Below are 20,170 nucleotides of genomic sequence, written 5' to 3'. Positions count from 1 at the left end.
AGAATCTCCAAAAGTTTCTATTTCCACAAAAAGTGGCTAAATAAGAGTCCCTTGAGACCCTTATTTAACTTTAGTGAAGAGTACCGATTATTGATTCCCCGCAAAATGCTGTATTTATCGTACAAGAATTAGCACGTACATTTGGTCAATTAGCAAGATCAAGCAGTAAAAGTAAATCGTTCAAAGGGCTGCGTCAAAGTGAATTTACCCTGCTTACTACCGTCTCTTACTACACGAGCGCTTATACTTCTGGCATCAAGATTTCAGGGCTCAGCCGTGCCCTCGAAATGACTCCGGGCCGGAGCGACCCATCTCGTGGGTGCTCTTGAACAAGCCGGTTATCTGGAGAGGCTATCTGATCTCCGCAGATCGTAGAATTGTTCTTGTACGTTCCACTCCAAAAGGTGAGGAGCAGATCAAAGAAACGGAAGCTTTGATATATTCAAAGGGCTTGCGGAACATTAGGTGAGCATGATACCAAAAAAAGGTTGATCAGCACAGAGGCTGACCAACCTTTTACTTTAGTAGGCATACTTTTTCGTAATGAGATGTATTTGACGAGATAAACTTTGCGAAAAGTAAGAAACCTGATTCGAGCTTTGTTCGGCCATTTTTACAGCTTTCACGACATCTATTAATCCGAAGCCGAAATATTTGTCTCTACCTTTTGTACCAAGGTCTTGAGCGGTTTGTCTAATGATTTCGTAAACCTCCGTGTTTTTCAAACTAGGATTCGTAGAACGAACCAAGGCTGCCAAAGCAGTGACATGAGGGCTAGCCATTGATGTACCCGATAACGCCGCATATTGATTATTAGGATACGTACTTGCGATACTGACACCAGGGGCCGTCACGGCAATATAGTCGCCATAATTCGAAAAGGGTGCCTTGTTATTTTGGGAATCACTCGCGGCTACAGCTAACACTTCCGGATAAGCGGCTGGATAGCCAGGTCTTTCTGTATTGTCGTTGCCGCTCGCCGCGATGAGTGCCACATCTTTATTGTAGGCATATCGGATGGCGTCGTGGAGAAAGCTTGAATCCGCATAATTGCCAAGGCTGAGATTCATGACTTTAGCGCCATGGTCGGCAGCCCAAATGATACCTTGAGCGACAGAATAGGTACTGCCTGCTCCTGTTTGGTCCAAAACTTTGACTGGTAATACTTTATTATACCATGTCATACCTGCAACACCCAGATTGTTGTTAACTAATGCAGAAATAACACCAGTGACATGTGTACCATGTCCAACATCATCTTGCGGGTTGTCATTATCACTAATGACATTATAGCCAGGTAAAAGTTGATTGCGCAGATCAGGGTGCTTCAAGTCAACACCTGTGTCCACAACTGCGACAATTACATCTTTCGTACCACGTGTTAATTGCCAACCCTGAACAGTCTCGATAAGGGGCAAGTTCCATTGATATTTACTGAATAAATTATCATTCGGCATAAAATTAGCCGATATATCTGACGGGGTCGAGGCTCCCGTATCTGTTTGACTGGAATCATCTTTATTTTCATCTTCTTCTTGATCGTCATAATAATCATTTGTTAAGTAGAGGAAATGAGGCTCCACATAGGCTACATCCCATTTTTTGAAATAAGCCATTAATGCTTTGGCTTCCATGCCCTGCGTGCGAAATACATACGTATATCCAAGCTTTTGAGCGGAAATGGCTTTTATTTCGTTTTTGATTTGTGTAAGCTGAGCCTCCGTGGGATCCTGCTTGAAGCGGACGACGACTTCATTTTGATGATAGTGGCTTGTTCCTTGGTTATCCTCAGGATGATCAACGACTTTATCTTGTAAAGTGTCCGTATCCACTGACTCAACTTTCCAACGATTTTCATTAGGGTAAGGTTCCAGGCGTAAGTTTTTCATCTGGTGATCTGTTACTTGATGAAGAACATCCTGATGAATAACACCTACTACCGAGCTGTCCCTATTGGTTGAAGGAGTGCCCTGAACGAAATAAGTTTGCTGCGCCGCGCCAAATTTAGGTGATTGATAATGTTTTCCTTCATCGACGGCTGTTTTAGCTTCTTTCAAATAGGAGGTGGCTTGTTCTTTATAAGAACTTGGCATTTCACCTACTGTAATCCCTTTTTCCAACGGTTGACTTTGCTTCGACCAAATAAGCACATCCATTTTTTCATGCTCAGTTTTCATTTCGCCAAGCACTTTTAACACAGGCTCTCCACTTTCAATCTTGCTAAGCATTCGCGAATAATCAATGGAACATTGGCTTCTACATAGATCATCGGTCAATTTCACGTCCTGCTCCAACAGCGCGAGCTTGGATGTTGTTTCATATTTTGTACTGTACACTTCCGGTCCTGGTTTCGTCTGGGGGTTCGGTTGCTCAGGAAATAGGATGACACCTAAACCAAGAATAAGAGTAATAGAAGATAGATAACGCCACATGCTCAGGCCCTCCTTTTTAACTAACTTGTTTTCAAGTGACGAAACGATTTACCTTTGACTAGGGTGAGGCGCGGAGGATTGTTTTATACATGGAAACTGGAGTTTTGCATATACCACTTCGGGTTAATTTATGGTAGGATAGGAATAGCGCAATTATAGGAGGTCTTCATAAATGGCTGTTTTTAATGTGAAAAATATTTGTGATTCAACGCGTACGAAGTTAAAAGAAACAACTGCCAAAATGGAACTGTTTCTGAATCAAAATTCGCTCGCACAGTTAAATGTGGAGAATGATCCTGCTATGGATGAGTTTTACCGCGGTTATTTGCAGGATACTCGCCATCTATTAGTATTTTGTGAAGTGGCCTATGAGAAATTGGGCGTTAGCTTGAGACGTCCTACTTTTAATGTGGATTTTTCGGAAAAAGTACTGTATGAGGTTTATCATACATGCGTCAATACATTTTTCTACCCTAAAAATGAATGCTATTCCGAGGATGGTCGCTACGCTTATACAGGACAAGATGCTATTCGTTTCCGCAAAAAGCCTTCACGTGAAGTGCGTGATTTGACGATTGAGTTGTCCAAAGTATTCGAGGAACTTCGTGAAGATCTGTCTTACTATGAAACAGACTACATCACTCAACGTCGTATGCAAGGCGAAAAAGTATAATTTTAATCGAATTGGCAAATACAAGAAGGGATGCGACTAAAAGCGCATCCTTTTTCTTTTAAAAGGAGACTTGGTGCATGGAGCGTAAACAATTAATCAACAGCAGTATCTCGATTATTAAGCTGAATCAGCACCCTAGCGGGGGTTATGTAGCTTCACCATTATTCCCGCCTTACTCTTACAGTTGGCTCAGAGATGGGACTTTTATCGCGAACGCGATGGATCGCTCTATGGAAACCGAAAGTGCTGAGCTTTTCTATCGCTGGGTACATCGTGTTTTGAAGGACAAGCGTCCGCGTGTGGATGCGTTAATTCGTAAACAGGAAGCCAAAGAATGGATAGACCGCTCCGAATTTTTTGGGACACGTTATCATTTAGATGGTCGTGATGATTTATCAGAGTGGGGACATTTTCAACTGGATGGTTATGGAGCGTGGCTTTGGGGCCTTACGGAACATATTCGTATCACAGGTCATTCCGGGCTCTTGAATGAATTGCGGGAGAGTATCGAGATAACAGTTGATTATTTGATGACGTTCTGGCATTTTCCGAATTTTGATTGCTGGGAAGAGTTTCCTGATTATGTTCATCCGGCAACATTAGCTTGCGTATATGGCGGTTTAAAGGCACTTGGTGAACTTGAGAATCGTGCTCCATTACTTGAGAAAGCGGCGTTGATTAAAAAGTTTATAATGGATCACGCAGTTTATGAAGGGCGTTTTGTTAAATCCATCCATTGCTTGGGAGAAGTCTGGCAGCCGGCTTTAAATGGTGTGGATGCAAGTCTGTTGTGGCTTGCTGTCCCGTTCGGCACCTGTGAGGTTAAAGATCCTATTATGTTGAAGACGGTACAAGCGATTGAAGCTGACCTAAAGCATGGAGGCATCCAAAGATATGTCGATGATCGCTACTATGGGGGCGGAGAATGGCTTCTGCTAACCGCATGGTATGGATGGTACCAAGCGGAGCTTGGTAATCGTGAAGAGGCTCAGCGATGCTTAGATTGGATAATGAGTAAAGCAGATAAGCTGGGGCGATTGCCGGAACAAGTGGCTGAAAGTCTTAGAGACCCCTCATCTCACCCGGAATGGATTGCCAAATGGGGAGAGCCAGCGCTACCATTGCTTTGGTCTCAAGCGATGTTCTTGGTGCTATCTGACAGCTTAAAATAAGCATAGTTCACCCTGACAGCGGGCAAATTGTTAAAGGGGTGATGATTATGCCGGATGTAAAATGTGCAGTTGCCAATTGCGAATACTGGGCGCAAGGCAACAACTGTAGTGCAGGAACGATTATGATTGAAGTCGATCAGCATGCTGCCGCCAATTATAATGAAGAGTTTGCAGGGGAATCATTTGATACGGATCATCAAGATGCAGCAAACAAAGTAGCTAATACTTGCTGTCACACTTTCAAAGCTAAGAATAAACATTAAGGTGCGTAACATGGAGGCAGCATGAATAAAGACGATGTCCCTCTGGATCATGCCACCAAGGAGCGGTTCCAAAAGGATCAGCTCCGCGTTGAAAGCGGATTGAACCATAAGGAAGAATACGCAGCCGAAATTATAGCACCTACCCGAAGAATCAACTATGCCGAACAGTATAAAGCCAATAAGCCAGAGAGGCTTGAAACTGACTCCGATGTGTCAGATGAAGAAGTTGCGGAATTGGTAGAGGCTGTCACGCGTAACAAAGCAGTAGGCTATGTCGCTCTGTTCGTTGCCTTGGCTTCTCTTTTTGTATGGCCTGTGTTGTTAGGTATTTCGGGTATTGTGCTTGGTGTTATTGCGTTTCTTATGGGGAATAAAAGACTGGGGTCTTGGTCAATCGCGCTAGGTTTTATTGCCGTCGCCGCCTATTTTTTGTTAGTACCCTATTATGCATGACCGATTAGAAGCAAGCCGAGCGATCGGCTTGTTTTTGTTTTTTCAATAAAAAATCGCGTAAATTCGCGTTTCAAAGGGATAAATAGCGGGTAGAGACTCATTAAGGCATCGTTTTAATGCGTATACTCCCATTTGCTCGTACTATTTGGCTACAAGAGTCATATTCGCACCTTTGAATGATTACAGTATTATTATATAATGAAAAGTGATAATTCAAATTCAAATCGAAATTAAGGGAGGTGTACCTATTCTCCTTGGTGCGGTAATCGTGCTTGATAGGGGATAGGTAAGGTATTGGAAGATCCTTTGCCCGGAACGTTAATCAGTTTTCTGTTAATGTTTGGACTGGTCATATTAAATGGTTTTTTTGTCGCAGCTGAATTCGCGATGGTCAAGGTAAGAGGTAGTCGCATTGATTCGCTTGTTGGAGAAGGCCGCCGCAATGCGAAATTTGCACAAGGAATCATGAATAATCTCGACGCCTACTTAGGTGCTTGTCAGCTTGGGATTACACTTACTTCGTTGGGACTTGGTTATGTCGGGGAACCGACGTTCGCCAAAATTCTGGAACCGTTATTCGCTCCTCTGAATTTGCCAGATTCGGTGTTCCACACGATTACCTTCATTATTGCTTTTTCCTTAATGACCACATTGCATATTACATTAGGCGAACAGTTCCCTAAGACGTATGCGATTCGTAAAGCTGAGCAAATAACTCTGCTATCTGCAGGGCCTATGGTTTTTTTCTATAAAGTGATGTATCCGTTTATATGGTTGTTGAACGGTATTTCGAACTGGATGTTACGACGTGCAGGAATCGAGCCTGCGACTGAACATGAATCGGCGCATACGGAGGATGAAATTCGTGTCCTTATGAAAGAAAGTCACAAAAACGGACTAATAGATAATACAGAGCTCACGCTTGTTGATAATATATTTGGATTTGCAGAGACGACTGCCAGGGAAATTATGATCCCAAGAACAGAAATGGAATGTTTGTATGCCGGACTTTCCTATTCTGAGAATCTTGCGAGTGCCATTAAAGAAATGCGCACGCGCTACCCGGTATGTGATCCGGACAAAGACAATATTATTGGCTTCGTCCACATTAAGGATTTACTCAAACCGGATGCGAACCTGAAAGGGATCAAGAAAATTATCCGACCGATAACGACGGTTCCGGATTCGATTCTTATCAGTGATTTGTTGAAAATGATGCAGAAAAGAAAAAGCCAGATGGCACTGCTCATTGATGAGTACGGTGGAACATCAGGTCTTGTGACACTGGAAGACATTATGGAAGAAATTGTTGGAGAAATTCAAGATGAATTCGATGAAGAACGTCCTACGATCGAAATCAAGGATGAAAACACCTTTTCTATTGATGGATTGCTGCTAATTGATGAAGTGAATGAGTATTTCGGACTTGAAATTGAGTCGGATGATTATGATACAATCGGAGGATGGATTTACTCGAAAACTGAGATACCGCCAAGCAAGAACCAGCAAGTAAGTTACAACGATGAGTTTTTATTTATTGTTGAAGAGACCGATCATCTACGAATTTCTCGTGTCATGGTACGAAAATTGTCGGATGAGAATGAGCTACTGCAGCAAAACATTTCTTAAGATGGAAGAGAGACTGTCAATTGACGGCCTCTTTTTTTGTGACTCTATATAAATTGGGGATGGTCGTCAGGGCACAAAACGTGTACAATAAAGACAACGATGAATGGATAGAAACGAGGTCTGACGGATGAACAGCACGAACAGCATTGATCCTAGAGTAATGAAAGAATTGCTCCAGCTTCAGTTGATGGGTAAAATGAGTTTGCTATCCGGTGAAACCGCGGCATCAAGTACGGATGATTCAAGCGATTTTAGTGCGCTGCTTGACACGCTTATGGGACAATCTGGTGGAACTGGCGTTACAAGCCAAGATACTGTATCTTCCATGCTAGATAACACGACAAACAGTATGCCAAGTTCTTTGGGGGCTTTAAATAGAGCGTATACACCGCTACAATCGGTGAGTAAAGCATCCTCAGTCTCACAGTTTGACGGTTTAATCCAAGAGGCAAGTCATAAATACGGTGTGGATACCTCGCTAGTCAAGGCGGTTATTCAGCAAGAATCAGAATTCAATCACCAGGCTGTATCACCGGCAGGTGCCAAAGGTTTAATGCAGCTTATGGATGGGACAGGCAGCGGCTTCGGTGTAACGAACCCATTTGATCCTAAGCAAAATGTGGATGCGGGTACTCATTTCCTTAGCAACTTAATTAAGAAGTACAACGGAAATGAAGGGGTTGCTCTTGCAGCTTACAACGCCGGGCCTGGACGTGTTGACCGATTAGGCATTAAGACCGATCAGGATCTGGCTAACAAACTCCATTTACTGCCAAGGGAAACGCAAGGCTACATATCTAAAGTGATGGGTCACAGGCAGAATTTTTCGTTATAATCATTAGCTAACTAGCTGATTTTCGCATGTTTATGCGGAGGTCGGCTTTTTGTGTTACCAAGGGAATGCTTGAGTTATGCCCTGTTTTAGGCTTTAATGATGAAAGGAATTTAAATTGATTGTGCGCGGCAGGAAGAGCGTGAAAAAGGGGAATCAGCAATAAATGCTTTATTTGGACTACGCGGCGACAACGCCAATTTATGAAGAAGTCATTGATACGATAGCCGAAGTAATGAAGGAACATTATGGAAATCCATCTTCGATTCATCGATTAGGTATACAAGCGGAGAAGCTTCTATACAGCTCCAAAGAGGTGATTGCAGGAGCATTAGGTGTGCTGCCTGCTGAAATTATATGCACGTCCGGCGGGACGGAAAGTAATAATTTGGCAATTAAAGGTGCCGTTTACAGCTATCAAAACCGCGGAAAGCATCTCATTACTACGCAAATCGAACACTCCTCGGTGAAGGAAGTTTTTCTCGAACTGGAGCGTGAGGGTTTTCGAGTTACTTATTTACCTGTGAATAGCAAGGGGTGTGTTGAGCTAGAGACTCTTCAAGCAGCGATAGCAGAAGATACCATCCTTGTTAGTGTGATGTATGTTAATAATGAAGTAGGTACGATTCAGCCTATCCAAGAAATCGCCAGATGGTTAGCTCAATATCCAAAGGTGTTATTTCATGTTGATGCCGTTCAAGGCATTGCAAAGCTTCCCTTTCACCCTAAAGAGTGGGGCGTTGACTTATGCAGTGCATCTGCCCATAAATTCAGAGGTCCTAAGGGAGTTGGGTTTCTGTACCGCAGAGAGGGTGTGCAGCTCAAGCCGCTGCTTGTAGGGGGCGGTCAAGAATATGGCATTCGCTCCGGTACGGAGAATGTGCCGCTCATAGTAGGAATGGCCAAAGCGCTTCGACTTTCCGTAGACAACCTTACAGTCAAAACAGAGCATAAGTATCGTTTAAGACGCATGATTGTAGAGGGTATCTCATCGATCCCTGAGCTTACCCTTACAGGATCCGAGCAGGAAGAGGAAATGGCACCCCATATTGTTCATTTTGCCTTCGTGGGAATGAAGGCTGAGGTTGTCGTTCATGCACTCGAGCAGCGGCAAATATACATTTCTACGAAATCAGCCTGTGCTTCAGAGGAATCAGATCCAAGCACGGTGATGCTTGCATTAGGCTGTAGTCGAGAGCGAGCAGTTAGCGGATTAAGAGTTAGCTTCTCTGACGAACATCAAGATAAAGAGATAGCGTTATTCATTGCCGCATTGCGGGAGGTCGTGAAGGAACTTGCACCCATGCTCGGCAAACCATCAGTCAGAAGGGAGAAGCGAAGATGAAACCGGATTGTTTAATTTTGCGTTTTGGCGAGATGATGCTCAAAGGAAAAAATCGTAAGCGTTTTGAGAGAAGCGTCATGACTCAAATTCGTAAAGTTTTAGGCTCATTTCCTGATTTAAGGTATATTCCCGAGTTTGGACGCGTATATGTGGAGCTAGGGGGAGCAGCTTATGAAGAAGCTTCAGCAGCTTTGCAGCGCGTTTTTGGACTTGCGTCGTTTAGTCCTGCCTATCATGCTCCTATGGAGGTTGAAGCCATTCAAGAGATGGCGCTGCGTATGATGCAGGCATTGCCTAAACAACCAGCAACCTTTAAAGTGACCGTTCGCAGAGTGAACAAATCATTTCCACTTGATTCACAGCGAATGAATTATTTGGTTGGAGGCTATGTGCTCCAAGCATCACCGGGTCTTCAGGTGGATGTTCATAATCCTGAGGTTGAGCTGCGGGTGGAGATACGCGAAGAGCAAGTACTCATGTATGTAGAGGTTATTGAGGGGGCAGGAGGATTCCCGTCAGGAACGAGTGGAAAAGCGCTGTTGATGCTATCTGGGGGAATTGATAGTCCGGTTGCCGGTTGGTTAGCGATGCGAAAGGGACTTTCCATCGAGGCCATTCACTTTCATAGTTATCCTTACACCAGCGAGCGTGCGAAGGATAAAGTAATTGAACTGGCACACCAGCTGTCTGCTTATACGGATTCCTTGAAGCTTCATTTGGTTCCATTCACGGATGTACAGACATCTATCCACCGTGAGTATCAAGATAATTTATTAGTAACGCTTATACGAAGAGCGATGTATCGCATTGCCGAACAAATGGCAGATCGAGAAGGTCTAAGTGCGTTAGTGACCGGTGAAAGTTTAGGTCAGGTGGCTAGTCAAACGCTGCCAAGCCTAAACGTCATAGGGCGCGTTGTAACACTGCCGCTTTTACAGCCGCTCATGATGATGGACAAGCAAGAGATTATTCGAATAGCCGAATCTATTGGTACTTTCCCTATCTCGATTTTGCCTTATGAGGATTGCTGTTCCTTATTTCTTCCTCCATCCCCAAGTACCAATCCTAACCTGCGTATGGTTGAGAAAATCGAGAACAGTATGGACTTCTTACCCGAATTAATTGAGAAAGCTGTCTTACAAACAGAAACCATTGAAATTGTTCATGGACAAATGAAGAAGGTGTCGGACTCCCACTTATTCTAACTACTATTCGCCGCTAAGATCGCAGACATCGTCACCTGCTTGCCATGCATCTTGGGAGGTTATAAAGCATGATTGATGCGCTCATTTTGTTTTTACAAATTATGTTGATCAATATTGTGCTTAGCGGTGATAATGCCGTTGTCATTGCATTGGCGAGCAAAAATTTGCCGCTTGAACAGCGTAAGCTTGCCATATGGTGGGGAGCTTTCGGGGCTATTGCCTTGCGGTTGATCCTGACTTTAGTTGCTGTAAGTCTGCTCGATATCCCCTATATTCAAGCTGGGGGATCCCTTCTGCTGTTCTGGATTGCAATAAAGCTGCTTACAGATGATGACAGTCATGCAAATGTGAAAGAAGCCTCTACGCTTGGTAAAGCGATATGGACGATTGTAGTAGCGGATTTTGTTATGAGTTTGGATAATGTGCTTGCGATTGCAGCTAAAGGGAATGGGAACAATACCGTAATCATACTAGGGATAGGGCTCAGTATTCCCATCATTATTTGGGGGAGTTCGCTAGTGATGGATCTGCTACAGAAATTTCCAATTCTCGTATTTATGGGTGCAGGCATTCTCGGATATACAGCAGGGGAAATGTTTGTTAAAGATGAGAAAATGATTGATTGGCTGCTGCATGATTATGAAATGCTGCATGTATGGATCCCTATTGTAGCGGCTTCTCTTGTTATTACGATCGGCTTAACCGTCAAATGGGTGCGATTGCTGCAATTCAAAGCAAAAAATGAATAGATGATTTGGAAAACCGCCAAGCTGAAGCAATCAGCTAGCGGTTTGTTTTTTTATTAAGAATTGAAACTTTTCACCAATTGTTCGATTAAGTAAGGTATGCAAGTTAGTGCTGTGCCATCTGAATGCCTCGCCGAGCTTGCCAAAAGCACCATCCATAAATAAGGATGAAAACCAGAATAAGCAAGGTCGAGTAACGGTACATCAACGCATAACTCCCGCTTATGTTAGCGAGAGCTCCCAAAACCATCGCGCCTAACCCAATGCCGAGATCATTGGCCGAGAAGAAGGTTCCGTTGGCTGCACCGCGGCGATTCGGAGCAGCGCGTGCAATGGTCCAAGCCTGCAGTGCCGGCTGCAAGGATCCGAAACCTATGCCATAGCATATCGCTGCTCCGGCCAAGCTAGCTTCTGAGTGAGCATAAGAAAGCAGCAGGAGTCCTGCTAGGGTAAAGAGAGCGCCGGGCAGGAGCACCCATTCGGGTCCTTTTCGATCAAACAGCATACCCGTTATAGGTCTAACAATTAGCACCATGGAGGCATTGCATAGGAAGAACCAACCGACATTCGAAATGCCGGCTTCGTGGCCGAACAGCGTAATAAAGGTCACAATTCCGCCATAACAAATTGCTGTGCATAGCAATAAACCGGAGGGAAGCATCGCGGTCCGTTCCCATAAACGATCCATAAGCTTCGGCCTTTGAGCCGACTTTTCTATAGGCATCGGTTTGGAATAGGTGATAAAAAGAGAACTAAATAAGGAAAGTAATGCTAATAATGTTGATATTAAAAGTACGCGGGGGAAGCCATAGGTTTGCATCAACCACAGGCCTGTAAGTGGTGCAAGTGCCATAGCGAACGTGTTGGACAACCCGTAATAACCCATACCTTCTCCACGCCGCTCAGATGGAATGATATCGGCTATAACAGTGCCTAAGGAAGTTGTGGACATCCCCCAACCGATCCCATGAACAAAGCGCGCAGCAAGAATTAGCGTGACTGCAGCCATATAGGAGTAGCCAGCAATGGTTAGCGCACAGAGTGCGAGTCCAACCAGAAGCACATGTTTTCTTCCAAACAAATCAAGCGCTCGCCCAGCAAAAGGGCGGGTAAGCAGGGAAGAAATAGTGAAAATGCCAATGACGAGACCGACTTGAACATCATTTCCGCCTAATTGCGACACATGTGTAGGTATCGTTGGTATGAGCATTTGAAAACTAAAGAAAAGCAATAAGTTGGATAGTGATGTAATCAGAAAAGCTTTGGTCCAAAGCGGTTTTCTCTTCTTTTTATCTACAAATAACGTTTCCATTTTACCTCCCATGTTGTCCATACGCAAACCTGTTTGACAGGGGAAAATTGTACGCATAGTAGTATGCCCATGCTAAGGAATTTGAACGCAAGATAAAGCTAGCTCCTTCGTTCTTGGAAAGGTGAGCGTTTAAGCAATTCGCATCGTTTTATAGTGCGCCTCCGGACAGCATGAGCCGTTTGCTCGAAGCCAAACGGCGAGGCCGCGAATAGCGCCAAACACCTAGCAATTTCTCGCCAGGTACGATAAACTATTTGTTGAAGGGTGTCGAAGTCGATCCCTTAGTGACAAGTGAATTAGGAGGGGATTTGAATGGCTAGAAATAGCTACTCCATTGGTATCCTGTTAATCGGCCTGGCCGCCCTATTGCTTCTTGGAAAATTAGGTTTTTTCCATGTTCTTCTTTCGTTCTTCTGGCCGCTAGTTCTACTCATTCCTGGGCTGCTGTTCCACGTATTCTTTTTTAATCGATCACTGCCCGCAGGCGTTCTTGTACCTGGAGGCATTTTATCGACTTATGCATTAATGTTCTTTTACTGCAATATATTTGGTTGGGGGTCAATGAGCTATTTGTGGCCGGGATTCATTCTTGGTGTAGCTATTGGATTGTATGAGATGCACTTGTTCGATCGTGGAAGTGATCGCGGTGTTTTGATTGGTGCTATGGTGCTGGGAATTATTTCAGCTGTATTTTTCGGGTTAACTCTACTTATTCATTTAGGGATCTATGTAATCGCTTTGATCCTTGTGGTAGCTGGACTTGTCATGATTTTCCGTAAGCGAAATGTGTGGTAATTTCAGGCATTTACTTGTAAAAGTTTTATGTAGAGCCGCATTTACCTTGCATAATGTCGAGAAACTGCGTATAATAAGTGTAAATGTCAAGCGTCGGCGCTTTCGTCCGACGCTTGTTTTATGAACAGAGACGAAAATTATAGGGTAGAGAGGGTTTGACATTCATGCACGCAAGAGACAAAATTCGCAATATTGCAATTATCGCACACGTTGACCACGGTAAAACGACACTCGTAGATAAATTACTTCAACAATCCGGAACATTCCGAGAGAACGAGGCTATTCAAGAGAGAGCGATGGACTCCAACGATCTCGAGAGAGAACGTGGTATTACCATTCTTGCAAAAAATACAGCAATTAATTATAAAGACTACCTGATTAACATTGTGGATACACCTGGACATGCCGATTTCGGTGGTGAAGTAGAGCGTATCATGAAAATGGTAGACGGCGTTTTGCTGGTTGTTGATGCTTTTGAAGGCACCATGCCGCAAACGAAATTCGTTCTGCGTAAAGCATTAGAAAGCAACCTTTCTCCGGTTGTTGTTGTTAACAAAATTGACCGTCCGAACGCGCGTCCTCAAGAAGTTGTGGACGAAGTTCTTGATCTTTTCATTGAACTAGGTGCTACAGATGAGCAGCTTGATTTCCACGTTGTATATGCTTCTGCATTACAAGGTACATCAAGTCTTGATCCTGAGAAACAAGATGACAACATGGAAGCTATTTATGAGACGATTGTTAGTCACATTCCAGCTCCAACAGAAGATGTTGATCAACCGCTTCAGTTCCTTGTTACATTGATGGATTACAATGAGTACCTGGGTCGTATCGGCGTAGGCCGTGTGAACCGTGGTAAAATTCGTCAAGGCCAGACCGTTGCTGTTATGACGCGTGAAGGCGGTCAGAAGCAAGCTAGAATCGAGAAACTTTTTGGTTTCACAGGCTTGAAGCGTATTGAGATCGAAGAAGCGGCTGCAGGGGACATTATTGCCATTGCAGGGATCAAAGATATCAATATTGGTGAAACGGTAGCAGATCCTGCGAATCCGGAAGCATTGCCAGTCTTGAAAATTGATGAGCCAACGCTGCAAATGACTTTTATCGTAAATAACTCACCATTCGCAGGGCGCGAAGGGAAATGGGTAACTTCCCGTAAAATTCGCGAGCGTCTTTACAAAGAACTTGAAACAGACGTAAGCTTGCGCGTTGAAGATACGGATAGCCCGGATGCTTTCGTTGTATCTGGCCGCGGTGAGCTTCACTTAGGTATTTTGATTGAAAACATGCGCCGTGAAGGCTTTGAATTGCAAGTTTCCAAACCAGAGGTTATCATTCGTCAAATCGACGGTCAAAAAATGGAGCCGATTGAGCGTTTAATCATCGACGTTCCAGAAGATAGCATGGGTTCCGTTATGGAGAGCTTAGGTTCCCGTAAAGCCGAGATGGTCAACATGATCAACAACGGCAGCGGCAACGTTCGTCTTGAGTTCTTAATCCCTGCACGTGGTTTGATCGGTTACAGAACGAACTTCTTAACGTTAACTCGCGGTTACGGTATTATGAACCATGCTTTTGACAGCTATGGTCCATACCAAGGAGCTGGTGTTGGCGGACGTCATGAAGGCGTACTTGTTTCCAGCGAATCTGGCGTATCTACCTTATACGGAATCCTTTCCGTTGAAGATCGCGGTATCTTGTTCGTTCATCCACAAACGGAAGTTTACGAAGGCATGGTCGTTGGTGAGCATACGCGCGACAATGATATCATCGTTAACATTTGTAAGGAAAAAGCGGTAAACAACATCCGTTCCGCAAACAAAGAAGAAACTGTAAAAATGAAAACTCCTCGTATGTACTCTTTGGAGCAAGCGCTTGAGTATTTGAACGATGATGAATATTGTGAAATCACACCGAAATCCGTTCGTATTCGCAAAAAGATTTTGAACAAAAGCGAGCGCGAGCGTGCTGAGAAACACCGCAAAACAGCTGAAGCTAACGTGTAATTCACAAAGTGTTCTAAATATGGGAAATGTGGGCTGCAATGCCGCATTTCCCTTTATTTATTTGTAATTTTGAGGGATAATGATAATTGACTTTACTTTTTGAATGAAATGGAGTGTATGTTTTGACTGCCTTGAACGAGTGGTTTGGAAATCACCTGTACATCACTTATCTGTTAATATTTATATTTATGTCTTATGTGTATAACAAAGTTTTCAAAACGCGTAAATTGCCGGTTCTCAAGACAGCTATCATCTATGTGCTGCTGGCCATTGGATCGGTTATGCTGCTTGTTTTTCAAATTGTAGGACTACCTATCGTACTCTGCCTGGCTGTTGCCATATCGTTAATGTTTCTGGTTCGTATTCGTTATTTCATCGAGAAAAGAAGCGGCAATAAACCAACTTAATAAGGATTATGCTTACGATGTTAGTTTTGCTAAAGCAAAACTCTAAGGAGGAGCGAATGACTCGATACTGGTTAACTCCGATTGTGGGCTATTCTCCTTTGGTGTTGGGGGCTGATCGCTTGGACTGCTCTCCGCTCACAAAGCTGGAAGCTTTCCGTGAATTGGCGAATGGGAGACACCCCAGATTGCTATCTATGTTTAAGGCTAGTCTGCTGTTAAGTGACGATGAAGAGATATGTGGTTCAGAGCTCGTAGAACTTGATTTATCGCATTCTGAGACCATTGTGTTTGATGGTGACCCTTATCATTTATCGCATTGTGCAGAAGCCTTCCTAGATCGTCTCCTGAAGCGAGAGGAAGCTTGGGACTTCGTCTCATCGTTGGATGACAGCGCTTTAGATGTCCAGCAAATCATTTGGAAAAATCAATGGCTTCGTTGGCTGGAATTAGGCTGCGATGTTATTTTACTTAGAGAGGACGGGCGTTAAAATGAAACTGCAAGACGCCTTTTTTAATTGGCTGCAAATGCATATAGTAAGTCAAGCAAGACCGGATGACGAAGCGGCGAAAGAAACGCTTGATTTTTTTGCTCTTATATTGCGTGAAGATCATGGGGTCACTCATATGGAAATTGTGGACGAATCGGATCCGATGAAAATTCACATCGCCTATGAACAAGAAAGTATCAAGAGTAAACAAAGTTTTGATCGTGAATCGGCGGAAAAGCTGCTTGATGATATTAATTCGAATCCAATTTACAATAATCAATAGACGTTCATGGTTGACGACATAACTTTTTTAAACCGACGTACACTAAGGTATATCTGGCTGAAAAAGGAGTGTTCGCATGATCTGAAAATAGATACATAAAGGTGGAACGCTTGCCACCGGCTATGCTATACTGTAAGTGTAAGGAGCGTTTTCAACCATCTAGTAGGAGGCGCAAACGATATGGCTGAACACAATACAGCTTTACCGAAGCAATGGATTGATCGCGCCCAAATGATGACCGAGCCTGAATATGAGAAAACTTGTGTAAGCCGAGTAACTGTGAATCCAGCCGGCCGAGTTTTTGATGTGATAAAAAAAGCCTAGATCTGCGTATGCAGTCAGGCTTTTTGTTATCTTCGGTGGATTAAGGGTTCGGAATTTCCGACTGATTCGTACCGTTAGGTCCTGCATTGTTTGGCATATTGCGAATATCGCGCGGCAGCTGAGGCATTACACGGCCCATGATGTCTGCCATTTGTTCTGCGAAACCAGTAATGGGTCTTCCTGCTCGAATGTTATCCCGAATGTTGCGCAAGCGTTGGTCTAAGTCCAAATCTGCGGTAACAATGGCATTAACTCCGTATGGATCTTTCTTGAGCGCTTCAGCTACCGAGTACTTGACGGTGCCGACTTTGGCTCGATCCAAATCTTTCTTAATGTTGATGCCGACAACGGCGGTATCACCGAAGACGACGCAGTGCGCGCTTTCAACCTGAGGGATACTGGTGGCTAAGTTTTCCAAACGTTCTACAACTGCTTTAGAATCTTTTATCTCGAGCTTTTGTGGGGCGATTTGTTGAACTTTTACTTGATTTTGATTCGGATTTTGAGAGGGGGCACCACTTTTCGGCGCTTGACTACAGCCAACCGCGAGGGTCAGTATAACTATAACTACGCACAATAGTCTCACTTGAATCGTTCCTTTCTTTCCTGAATCTCGCGTTTAGTTTGTCCGGCACAGCTAGGTTGTATGTATTTCATATAACCAATGATCTAACGCCAAATCTGGGAGGGGACACACCAATGAAAAAAATTTACGTGTTGGATACCAATGTTCTGCTTCAGGACCCTAATGCTTTATTCGCGTTCGAAGATAATGAAGTAGTCATACCCGCCGTGGTGTTGGAGGAAATCGATTCTAAGAAACGAAATGCGGACGAAATAGGCCGTAATGCGAGACATGTATCGAGATTGCTGGATGGACTAAGAACCAAAGGAAATTTGTCCGATGGCATCACACTCGAACGTGGCGGCAGCATTAAAGTGGAACTCAACCACCGCAGCTTCGCGAAGCTGCAGGATACATTTGCGGAATTAACGAATGATAACCGAATTCTCGCTGTCGCGCTCAACTATCATCTAGAAGAGCAGGATAATGAATTTCCGAGACCTGTCGTTATCGTGAGTAAAGATACATTAGTTCGTATTAAAGCGGATGTCCTCGGTATACCTGCACAGGATTATTTAACAGATCGCATAGTTGCACAAACGGATATGTACACGGGATATATAACGTTGTACGTACATCCTTCTATCATTGATGAGTTTTATTCATATCGTTTCTTGACTGTGACATCGCTTAATTTGGGCTATATGCTGCATCCTCACGAATTTGTCATTTTGCGGGATGAGCTGGGTTCTTCCAAATCAGCTTTATTGAAAGTGACGCCCGATGCCAAAAAGCTGGAGCCGCTCTACATGAGTAACGATCCCATTTGGGGGATTGCCGCGCGTAACGCGCAGCAACGAATGGCTCTTGAGCTCCTGCTCAATGACGACATCCCGCTCGTCACCCTGACTGGGAAAGCGGGTACAGGTAAAACGCTGCTTACGTTAGCTGCGGGCCTAATGAAGATTGAGGATGATCGTAAATATAAAAAATTGCTAATTGCTCGACCTGTTGTTCCAATGGGCAAGGATATTGGTTATCTGCCTGGTGAAAAAGATGAAAAGCTGCGTCCCTGGATGCAGCCGATCTATGATAATTTGGAATATTTATTCGATACCAAAAAACCGGGCGACATTGAAAAAATACTAGCGGGTCTCGGTAGTATTCAAGTGGAAGCTCTGACGTACATTCGAGGACGCTCGATTCCTGGCCAATTCATCATTATTGATGAGGCGCAGAACTTATCCAAGCACGAAGTGAAAACGATTGTTTCCCGCGTGGGGGAGGGCAGTAAAATAGTTCTTCTAGGTGATCCAGACCAAATCGACCATCCATATCTCGATGCCTCGAGTAATGGATTAACTTATGTGGTTGAACGATTCAAGCAGGAAGGTATTAGTGGGCATATCACTCTTGAGCGTGGTGAACGCTCGCATCTAGCGCAATTAGCAGCCGATCTGCTCTGAAAATTCAAAAAGCCCACACCCCTGATTATGGGGATGTGGGCTTCTTTGCCTGTTCTAAGGCAGCATCTCGATGCGGCATCGATAAGCTTTGGCAATACCCTGCATGAGCTCTTCGAGCTGCCGATCTACGACGTACACAGTGTGATCCTGAACCTGGTACTGAGCAAGGAGGTGCTCTTCGATCTGAAGGGCAGCTTGGTCGATTTCAGCTTGTGGGCTATCTGCGGTAAATCGGAATTGTACGACAAGCTTATCGTATAAATAATTGTGTTCTGCACGGCTTGTAAAGCCATAATCGCTGAATAGATCAGTCAGTTCAGCGTCATCCGGCAGCAGCCGAAGCTGCATCAGGTTCGTCTCAATATTGAAATGAGCCATAACACCGAGCGCGGCAAGCTGTTGTTCTTCATTGCTGACAATAAGCATTTCTTTATCGCGATCAAATAAATCAACCTTGCCTGCAAGAGCTTTAACAATTTGTGCGTAAAATCCAGGTATTTTTCCTTCGGGCAAATCCATCATCAGACCAATTTTCGGTTCCATTCGTAGTCCTCACTTTACTTCATTATCCTCTGCTACTTTACAGGGATAATTTGAGTTTTACAACTGCGATGCCATTCTTCGTCTCTACACTAACGACATCGAGATAATTGACAATTTTTTTCGGGATGAAGCCAAGTTGGAATTCTTTCATAAAGTCTTCAATTGTGGTATCAGGCAGTTGGAAGCCATTGAATTCAAGTTTATCCACAACAAAGCGGACTTCATTCATATCGGGATGTTCCTTCAACAAAAACATTCCTTCCAACACGATTTGTACCTGATCTTTTTTACCTTTTGCAATGATCGACCCATCGGCAAATTCAAAATTCAAATTCTGTAAAAGTTCATTTTTTGAATGAAGATAAGCATTGAAATCCGTATCACTAATCGTTATGACCGGATTTTTGATGGAAGATAAGTCCATGAATTTATTTTCTGTCGTTACATACTGTGGCAGCTCTCTGAAAGCCGATGATAAACTATTCAAGTACTCGCGGAATAAAGGGATGCCTTCTTGTTTCCATTGGTCATTTAAGCTTTTTATTTGGGCTTCTATGACTTGTGCTTGTGCACTGACGGCTAGTTGTTTGTCCAGCTCTTCTTGAAGCTTTACGAGTCTCTCACGCTGTGTGAGGAATTTCTCCTTCGTTTTCTGGAGCTCGACACGAGAAGAATCAAGTTCGGTTCGCAGGCTTTTCAATTTCTTAAACGATTCGGTGAAAGCTGATAAAGCGCGATGATCATTACTAATAATCATTTGCAGATACTCGAACATTCGCAATGCATCCGTAAAGGAACTAACGGTAAACAGCAGCATCCAGATCGAATCTCGATCTCCTGTATAATAAGCTCTCAACACTTTTCCGGCATGTTTACGGGTGTTTTCAACATTGCTGTTCTGCTTGATGATATCTTGTTCATTTTGTTTGATTTGGGTAACGATGCTTGCATCTTGTTCATTTAATCGGCCCACTTCTTTGTCAATTTCGAAAATGGTAAGCCCTTTTTGGACGAGATCCTTGGCTTCGTCTTGTGTAGGGGTCTTTTCTTCGGCTGATATTGTATGAAGTGGTAGTGTTACTTGAGTGAGCAATAGAATGGACAACATCATAGCTACGAATTTATATGTCATTGAACGAATTCTCCCCCTAAGAACAGATTATCATATTTCTATTAAATGAAGCACAAAAAAATACTTACCTCTGGGGAAGAGATAAGTATTTTGCCTTTT

21 protein-coding genes are annotated in these 20,170 nt (G+C 43.7%); 16 read left to right on the top strand and 5 right to left on the bottom strand.

What is annotated here, in order from left to right; translation table 11 throughout:
• Nucleotides 1-521: 521 nt before the first annotated feature.
• Entirely contained in the window at nucleotides 522-2,432 is a 1,911-nt protein-coding gene (locus tag QFZ77_RS27410; RefSeq protein WP_307444300.1) for a S8 family peptidase, read from the bottom strand.
• 172 nt (nucleotides 2,433-2,604) lie between these two features.
• On the opposite strand from QFZ77_RS27410, the gene QFZ77_RS27405 reads away from it, so the two are divergent.
• From QFZ77_RS27405 to QFZ77_RS27365, 9 genes are all read left to right on the top strand, one after another.
• Nucleotides 2,605-3,105, top strand: coding sequence for a YpuI family protein (locus QFZ77_RS27405; protein ID WP_029195899.1), 501 nt, complete (start codon nucleotides 2,605-2,607; stop codon nucleotides 3,103-3,105).
• Between the two features lie 77 nt (nucleotides 3,106-3,182).
• Nucleotides 3,183-4,277, top strand: a complete 1,095-nt coding sequence (locus tag QFZ77_RS27400) for a glycoside hydrolase family 15 protein (protein ID WP_307444298.1) — start codon at nucleotides 3,183-3,185, stop codon at nucleotides 4,275-4,277.
• A 47-nt stretch (nucleotides 4,278-4,324) separates the two neighbouring features.
• Nucleotides 4,325-4,540, top strand: a complete 216-nt coding sequence (locus tag QFZ77_RS27395) for a DUF1540 domain-containing protein (protein WP_029195901.1) — start codon at nucleotides 4,325-4,327, stop codon at nucleotides 4,538-4,540.
• Nucleotides 4,541-4,561: 21 nt separating this feature from the next.
• Nucleotides 4,562-4,993, top strand: a complete 432-nt coding sequence (locus tag QFZ77_RS27390) for a hypothetical protein (protein ID WP_307444296.1) — start codon at nucleotides 4,562-4,564, stop codon at nucleotides 4,991-4,993.
• 336 nt (nucleotides 4,994-5,329) lie between these two features.
• Entirely contained in the window at nucleotides 5,330-6,622 is a 1,293-nt protein-coding gene (locus QFZ77_RS27385) for a hemolysin family protein (protein ID WP_307449888.1), read from the top strand.
• Between the two features lie 127 nt (nucleotides 6,623-6,749).
• The gene (locus tag QFZ77_RS27380; RefSeq protein WP_307444295.1) at nucleotides 6,750-7,457 is read left to right on the top strand and encodes a lytic transglycosylase domain-containing protein; all 708 of its coding nucleotides are present in this window, start codon (nucleotides 6,750-6,752) and stop codon (nucleotides 7,455-7,457) included.
• 163 nt (nucleotides 7,458-7,620) lie between these two features.
• On the top strand, nucleotides 7,621-8,799 hold the full coding sequence (locus QFZ77_RS27375) for a cysteine desulfurase family protein (RefSeq protein WP_307444294.1): 1,179 nt from the start codon (nucleotides 7,621-7,623) through the stop codon (nucleotides 8,797-8,799).
• Nucleotides 8,796-10,004: a tRNA uracil 4-sulfurtransferase ThiI gene (gene thiI / locus QFZ77_RS27370; RefSeq protein WP_307444292.1), complete on the top strand. Its 1,209-nt coding sequence runs from the start codon at nucleotides 8,796-8,798 to the stop codon at nucleotides 10,002-10,004. Before QFZ77_RS27375 ends, thiI begins: the two co-directional genes overlap by 4 nt.
• 68 nt (nucleotides 10,005-10,072) lie before the next feature.
• The gene (locus QFZ77_RS27365) at nucleotides 10,073-10,753 is read left to right on the top strand and encodes a TerC family protein (protein WP_307444290.1); all 681 of its coding nucleotides are present in this window, start codon (nucleotides 10,073-10,075) and stop codon (nucleotides 10,751-10,753) included.
• A 103-nt stretch (nucleotides 10,754-10,856) separates the two neighbouring features.
• On the opposite strand, the gene QFZ77_RS27360 is transcribed toward QFZ77_RS27365, so the two are convergent.
• Nucleotides 10,857-12,062 carry an MFS transporter gene (locus QFZ77_RS27360; protein WP_307444289.1) on the bottom strand — a complete coding sequence of 402 codons (1,206 nt, stop codon included), beginning with the start codon at nucleotides 12,060-12,062 and terminating at the stop codon, nucleotides 10,857-10,859.
• A 312-nt stretch (nucleotides 12,063-12,374) separates the two neighbouring features.
• On the opposite strand from QFZ77_RS27360, the gene QFZ77_RS27355 reads away from it, so the two are divergent.
• The 6 genes from QFZ77_RS27355 (at nucleotide 12,375) to QFZ77_RS27330 (ending at nucleotide 16,365) form a co-directional block, all read left to right on the top strand.
• Nucleotides 12,375-12,857 carry a hypothetical protein gene (locus QFZ77_RS27355; RefSeq protein WP_307444288.1) on the top strand — a complete coding sequence of 161 codons (483 nt, stop codon included), beginning with the start codon at nucleotides 12,375-12,377 and terminating at the stop codon, nucleotides 12,855-12,857.
• Nucleotides 12,858-13,021: 164 nt separating this feature from the next.
• On the top strand, nucleotides 13,022-14,863 hold the full coding sequence (typA, locus tag QFZ77_RS27350) for a translational GTPase TypA (RefSeq protein ID WP_307444286.1): 1,842 nt from the start codon (nucleotides 13,022-13,024) through the stop codon (nucleotides 14,861-14,863).
• A gap of 131 nt (nucleotides 14,864-14,994) precedes the next feature.
• A complete protein-coding gene (locus tag QFZ77_RS27345) occupies nucleotides 14,995-15,270 on the top strand; it encodes a YlaH-like family protein (RefSeq protein WP_307449885.1) in 276 nt (91 codons plus the stop codon).
• Nucleotides 15,271-15,326: 56 nt separating this feature from the next.
• Nucleotides 15,327-15,758, top strand: a complete 432-nt coding sequence (locus tag QFZ77_RS27340) for a hypothetical protein (protein ID WP_307444285.1) — start codon at nucleotides 15,327-15,329, stop codon at nucleotides 15,756-15,758.
• Nucleotide 15,759: 1 nt separating this feature from the next.
• A complete protein-coding gene (locus QFZ77_RS27335) occupies nucleotides 15,760-16,041 on the top strand; it encodes a hypothetical protein (RefSeq protein WP_307444283.1) in 282 nt (93 codons plus the stop codon).
• Nucleotides 16,042-16,221: 180 nt separating this feature from the next.
• Nucleotides 16,222-16,365, top strand: coding sequence for a hypothetical protein (locus QFZ77_RS27330; protein WP_157036514.1), 144 nt, complete (start codon nucleotides 16,222-16,224; stop codon nucleotides 16,363-16,365).
• Nucleotides 16,366-16,405: 40 nt separating this feature from the next.
• On the opposite strand, the gene QFZ77_RS27325 is transcribed toward QFZ77_RS27330, so the two are convergent.
• Nucleotides 16,406-16,951 carry a YhcN/YlaJ family sporulation lipoprotein gene (locus tag QFZ77_RS27325; protein ID WP_307444280.1) on the bottom strand — a complete coding sequence of 182 codons (546 nt, stop codon included), beginning with the start codon at nucleotides 16,949-16,951 and terminating at the stop codon, nucleotides 16,406-16,408.
• A gap of 113 nt (nucleotides 16,952-17,064) precedes the next feature.
• Between QFZ77_RS27325 and QFZ77_RS27320 the strand changes: the two genes are divergently transcribed.
• Nucleotides 17,065-18,396, top strand: coding sequence for a PhoH family protein (locus QFZ77_RS27320; RefSeq protein ID WP_307444278.1), 1,332 nt, complete (start codon nucleotides 17,065-17,067; stop codon nucleotides 18,394-18,396).
• Between the two features lie 54 nt (nucleotides 18,397-18,450).
• On the opposite strand, the gene QFZ77_RS27315 is transcribed toward QFZ77_RS27320, so the two are convergent.
• Both QFZ77_RS27315 and QFZ77_RS27310 read right to left on the bottom strand, forming a co-directional pair.
• Complete coding sequence (locus QFZ77_RS27315; protein WP_307444276.1) at nucleotides 18,451-18,939, bottom strand: hypothetical protein; 489 nt, start codon at nucleotides 18,937-18,939, stop codon at nucleotides 18,451-18,453.
• Between the two features lie 37 nt (nucleotides 18,940-18,976).
• A complete protein-coding gene (locus QFZ77_RS27310; protein WP_307444275.1) occupies nucleotides 18,977-20,071 on the bottom strand; it encodes a coiled-coil domain-containing protein in 1,095 nt (364 codons plus the stop codon).
• Nucleotides 20,072-20,170: the final 99 nt, after the last annotated feature.

Source organism: Paenibacillus sp. V4I3, from assembly GCF_030817215.1.
GTDB lineage: Bacteria > Bacillota > Bacilli > Paenibacillales > NBRC-103111 > Paenibacillus_E.
This window is presented reverse-complemented; position numbering and strand designations above follow the sequence as displayed.

Bases quoted from the DNA above. Each gene is read 5' to 3' on its own strand.
- QFZ77_RS27410 (WP_307444300.1), bottom strand. From the start codon at position 2,432: ATGTGGCGTTATCTATCTTCTATTACTCTTATTCTTGGTTTAGGTGTC.
- QFZ77_RS27405 (WP_029195899.1), top strand. From the start codon at position 2,605: ATGGCTGTTTTTAATGTGAAAAATATTTGTGATTCAACGCGTACGAAG.
- QFZ77_RS27400 (WP_307444298.1), top strand. From the start codon at position 3,183: ATGGAGCGTAAACAATTAATCAACAGCAGTATCTCGATTATTAAGCTG.
- QFZ77_RS27395 (WP_029195901.1), top strand. From the start codon at position 4,325: ATGCCGGATGTAAAATGTGCAGTTGCCAATTGCGAATACTGGGCGCAA.
- QFZ77_RS27390 (WP_307444296.1), top strand. From the start codon at position 4,562: ATGAATAAAGACGATGTCCCTCTGGATCATGCCACCAAGGAGCGGTTC.
- QFZ77_RS27385 (WP_307449888.1), top strand. From the start codon at position 5,330: ATGTTTGGACTGGTCATATTAAATGGTTTTTTTGTCGCAGCTGAATTC.
- QFZ77_RS27380 (WP_307444295.1), top strand. From the start codon at position 6,750: ATGAACAGCACGAACAGCATTGATCCTAGAGTAATGAAAGAATTGCTC.
- QFZ77_RS27375 (WP_307444294.1), top strand. From the start codon at position 7,621: ATGCTTTATTTGGACTACGCGGCGACAACGCCAATTTATGAAGAAGTC.
- thiI (WP_307444292.1), top strand. From the start codon at position 8,796: ATGAAACCGGATTGTTTAATTTTGCGTTTTGGCGAGATGATGCTCAAA.
- QFZ77_RS27365 (WP_307444290.1), top strand. From the start codon at position 10,073: ATGATTGATGCGCTCATTTTGTTTTTACAAATTATGTTGATCAATATT.
- QFZ77_RS27360 (WP_307444289.1), bottom strand. From the start codon at position 12,062: ATGGAAACGTTATTTGTAGATAAAAAGAAGAGAAAACCGCTTTGGACC.
- QFZ77_RS27355 (WP_307444288.1), top strand. From the start codon at position 12,375: ATGGCTAGAAATAGCTACTCCATTGGTATCCTGTTAATCGGCCTGGCC.
- typA (WP_307444286.1), top strand. From the start codon at position 13,022: ATGCACGCAAGAGACAAAATTCGCAATATTGCAATTATCGCACACGTT.
- QFZ77_RS27340 (WP_307444285.1), top strand. From the start codon at position 15,327: ATGACTCGATACTGGTTAACTCCGATTGTGGGCTATTCTCCTTTGGTG.
- QFZ77_RS27335 (WP_307444283.1), top strand. From the start codon at position 15,760: ATGAAACTGCAAGACGCCTTTTTTAATTGGCTGCAAATGCATATAGTA.
- QFZ77_RS27330 (WP_157036514.1), top strand. From the start codon at position 16,222: ATGGCTGAACACAATACAGCTTTACCGAAGCAATGGATTGATCGCGCC.
- QFZ77_RS27320 (WP_307444278.1), top strand. From the start codon at position 17,065: ATGAAAAAAATTTACGTGTTGGATACCAATGTTCTGCTTCAGGACCCT.
- QFZ77_RS27315 (WP_307444276.1), bottom strand. From the start codon at position 18,939: ATGGAACCGAAAATTGGTCTGATGATGGATTTGCCCGAAGGAAAAATA.
- QFZ77_RS27310 (WP_307444275.1), bottom strand. From the start codon at position 20,071: ATGACATATAAATTCGTAGCTATGATGTTGTCCATTCTATTGCTCACT.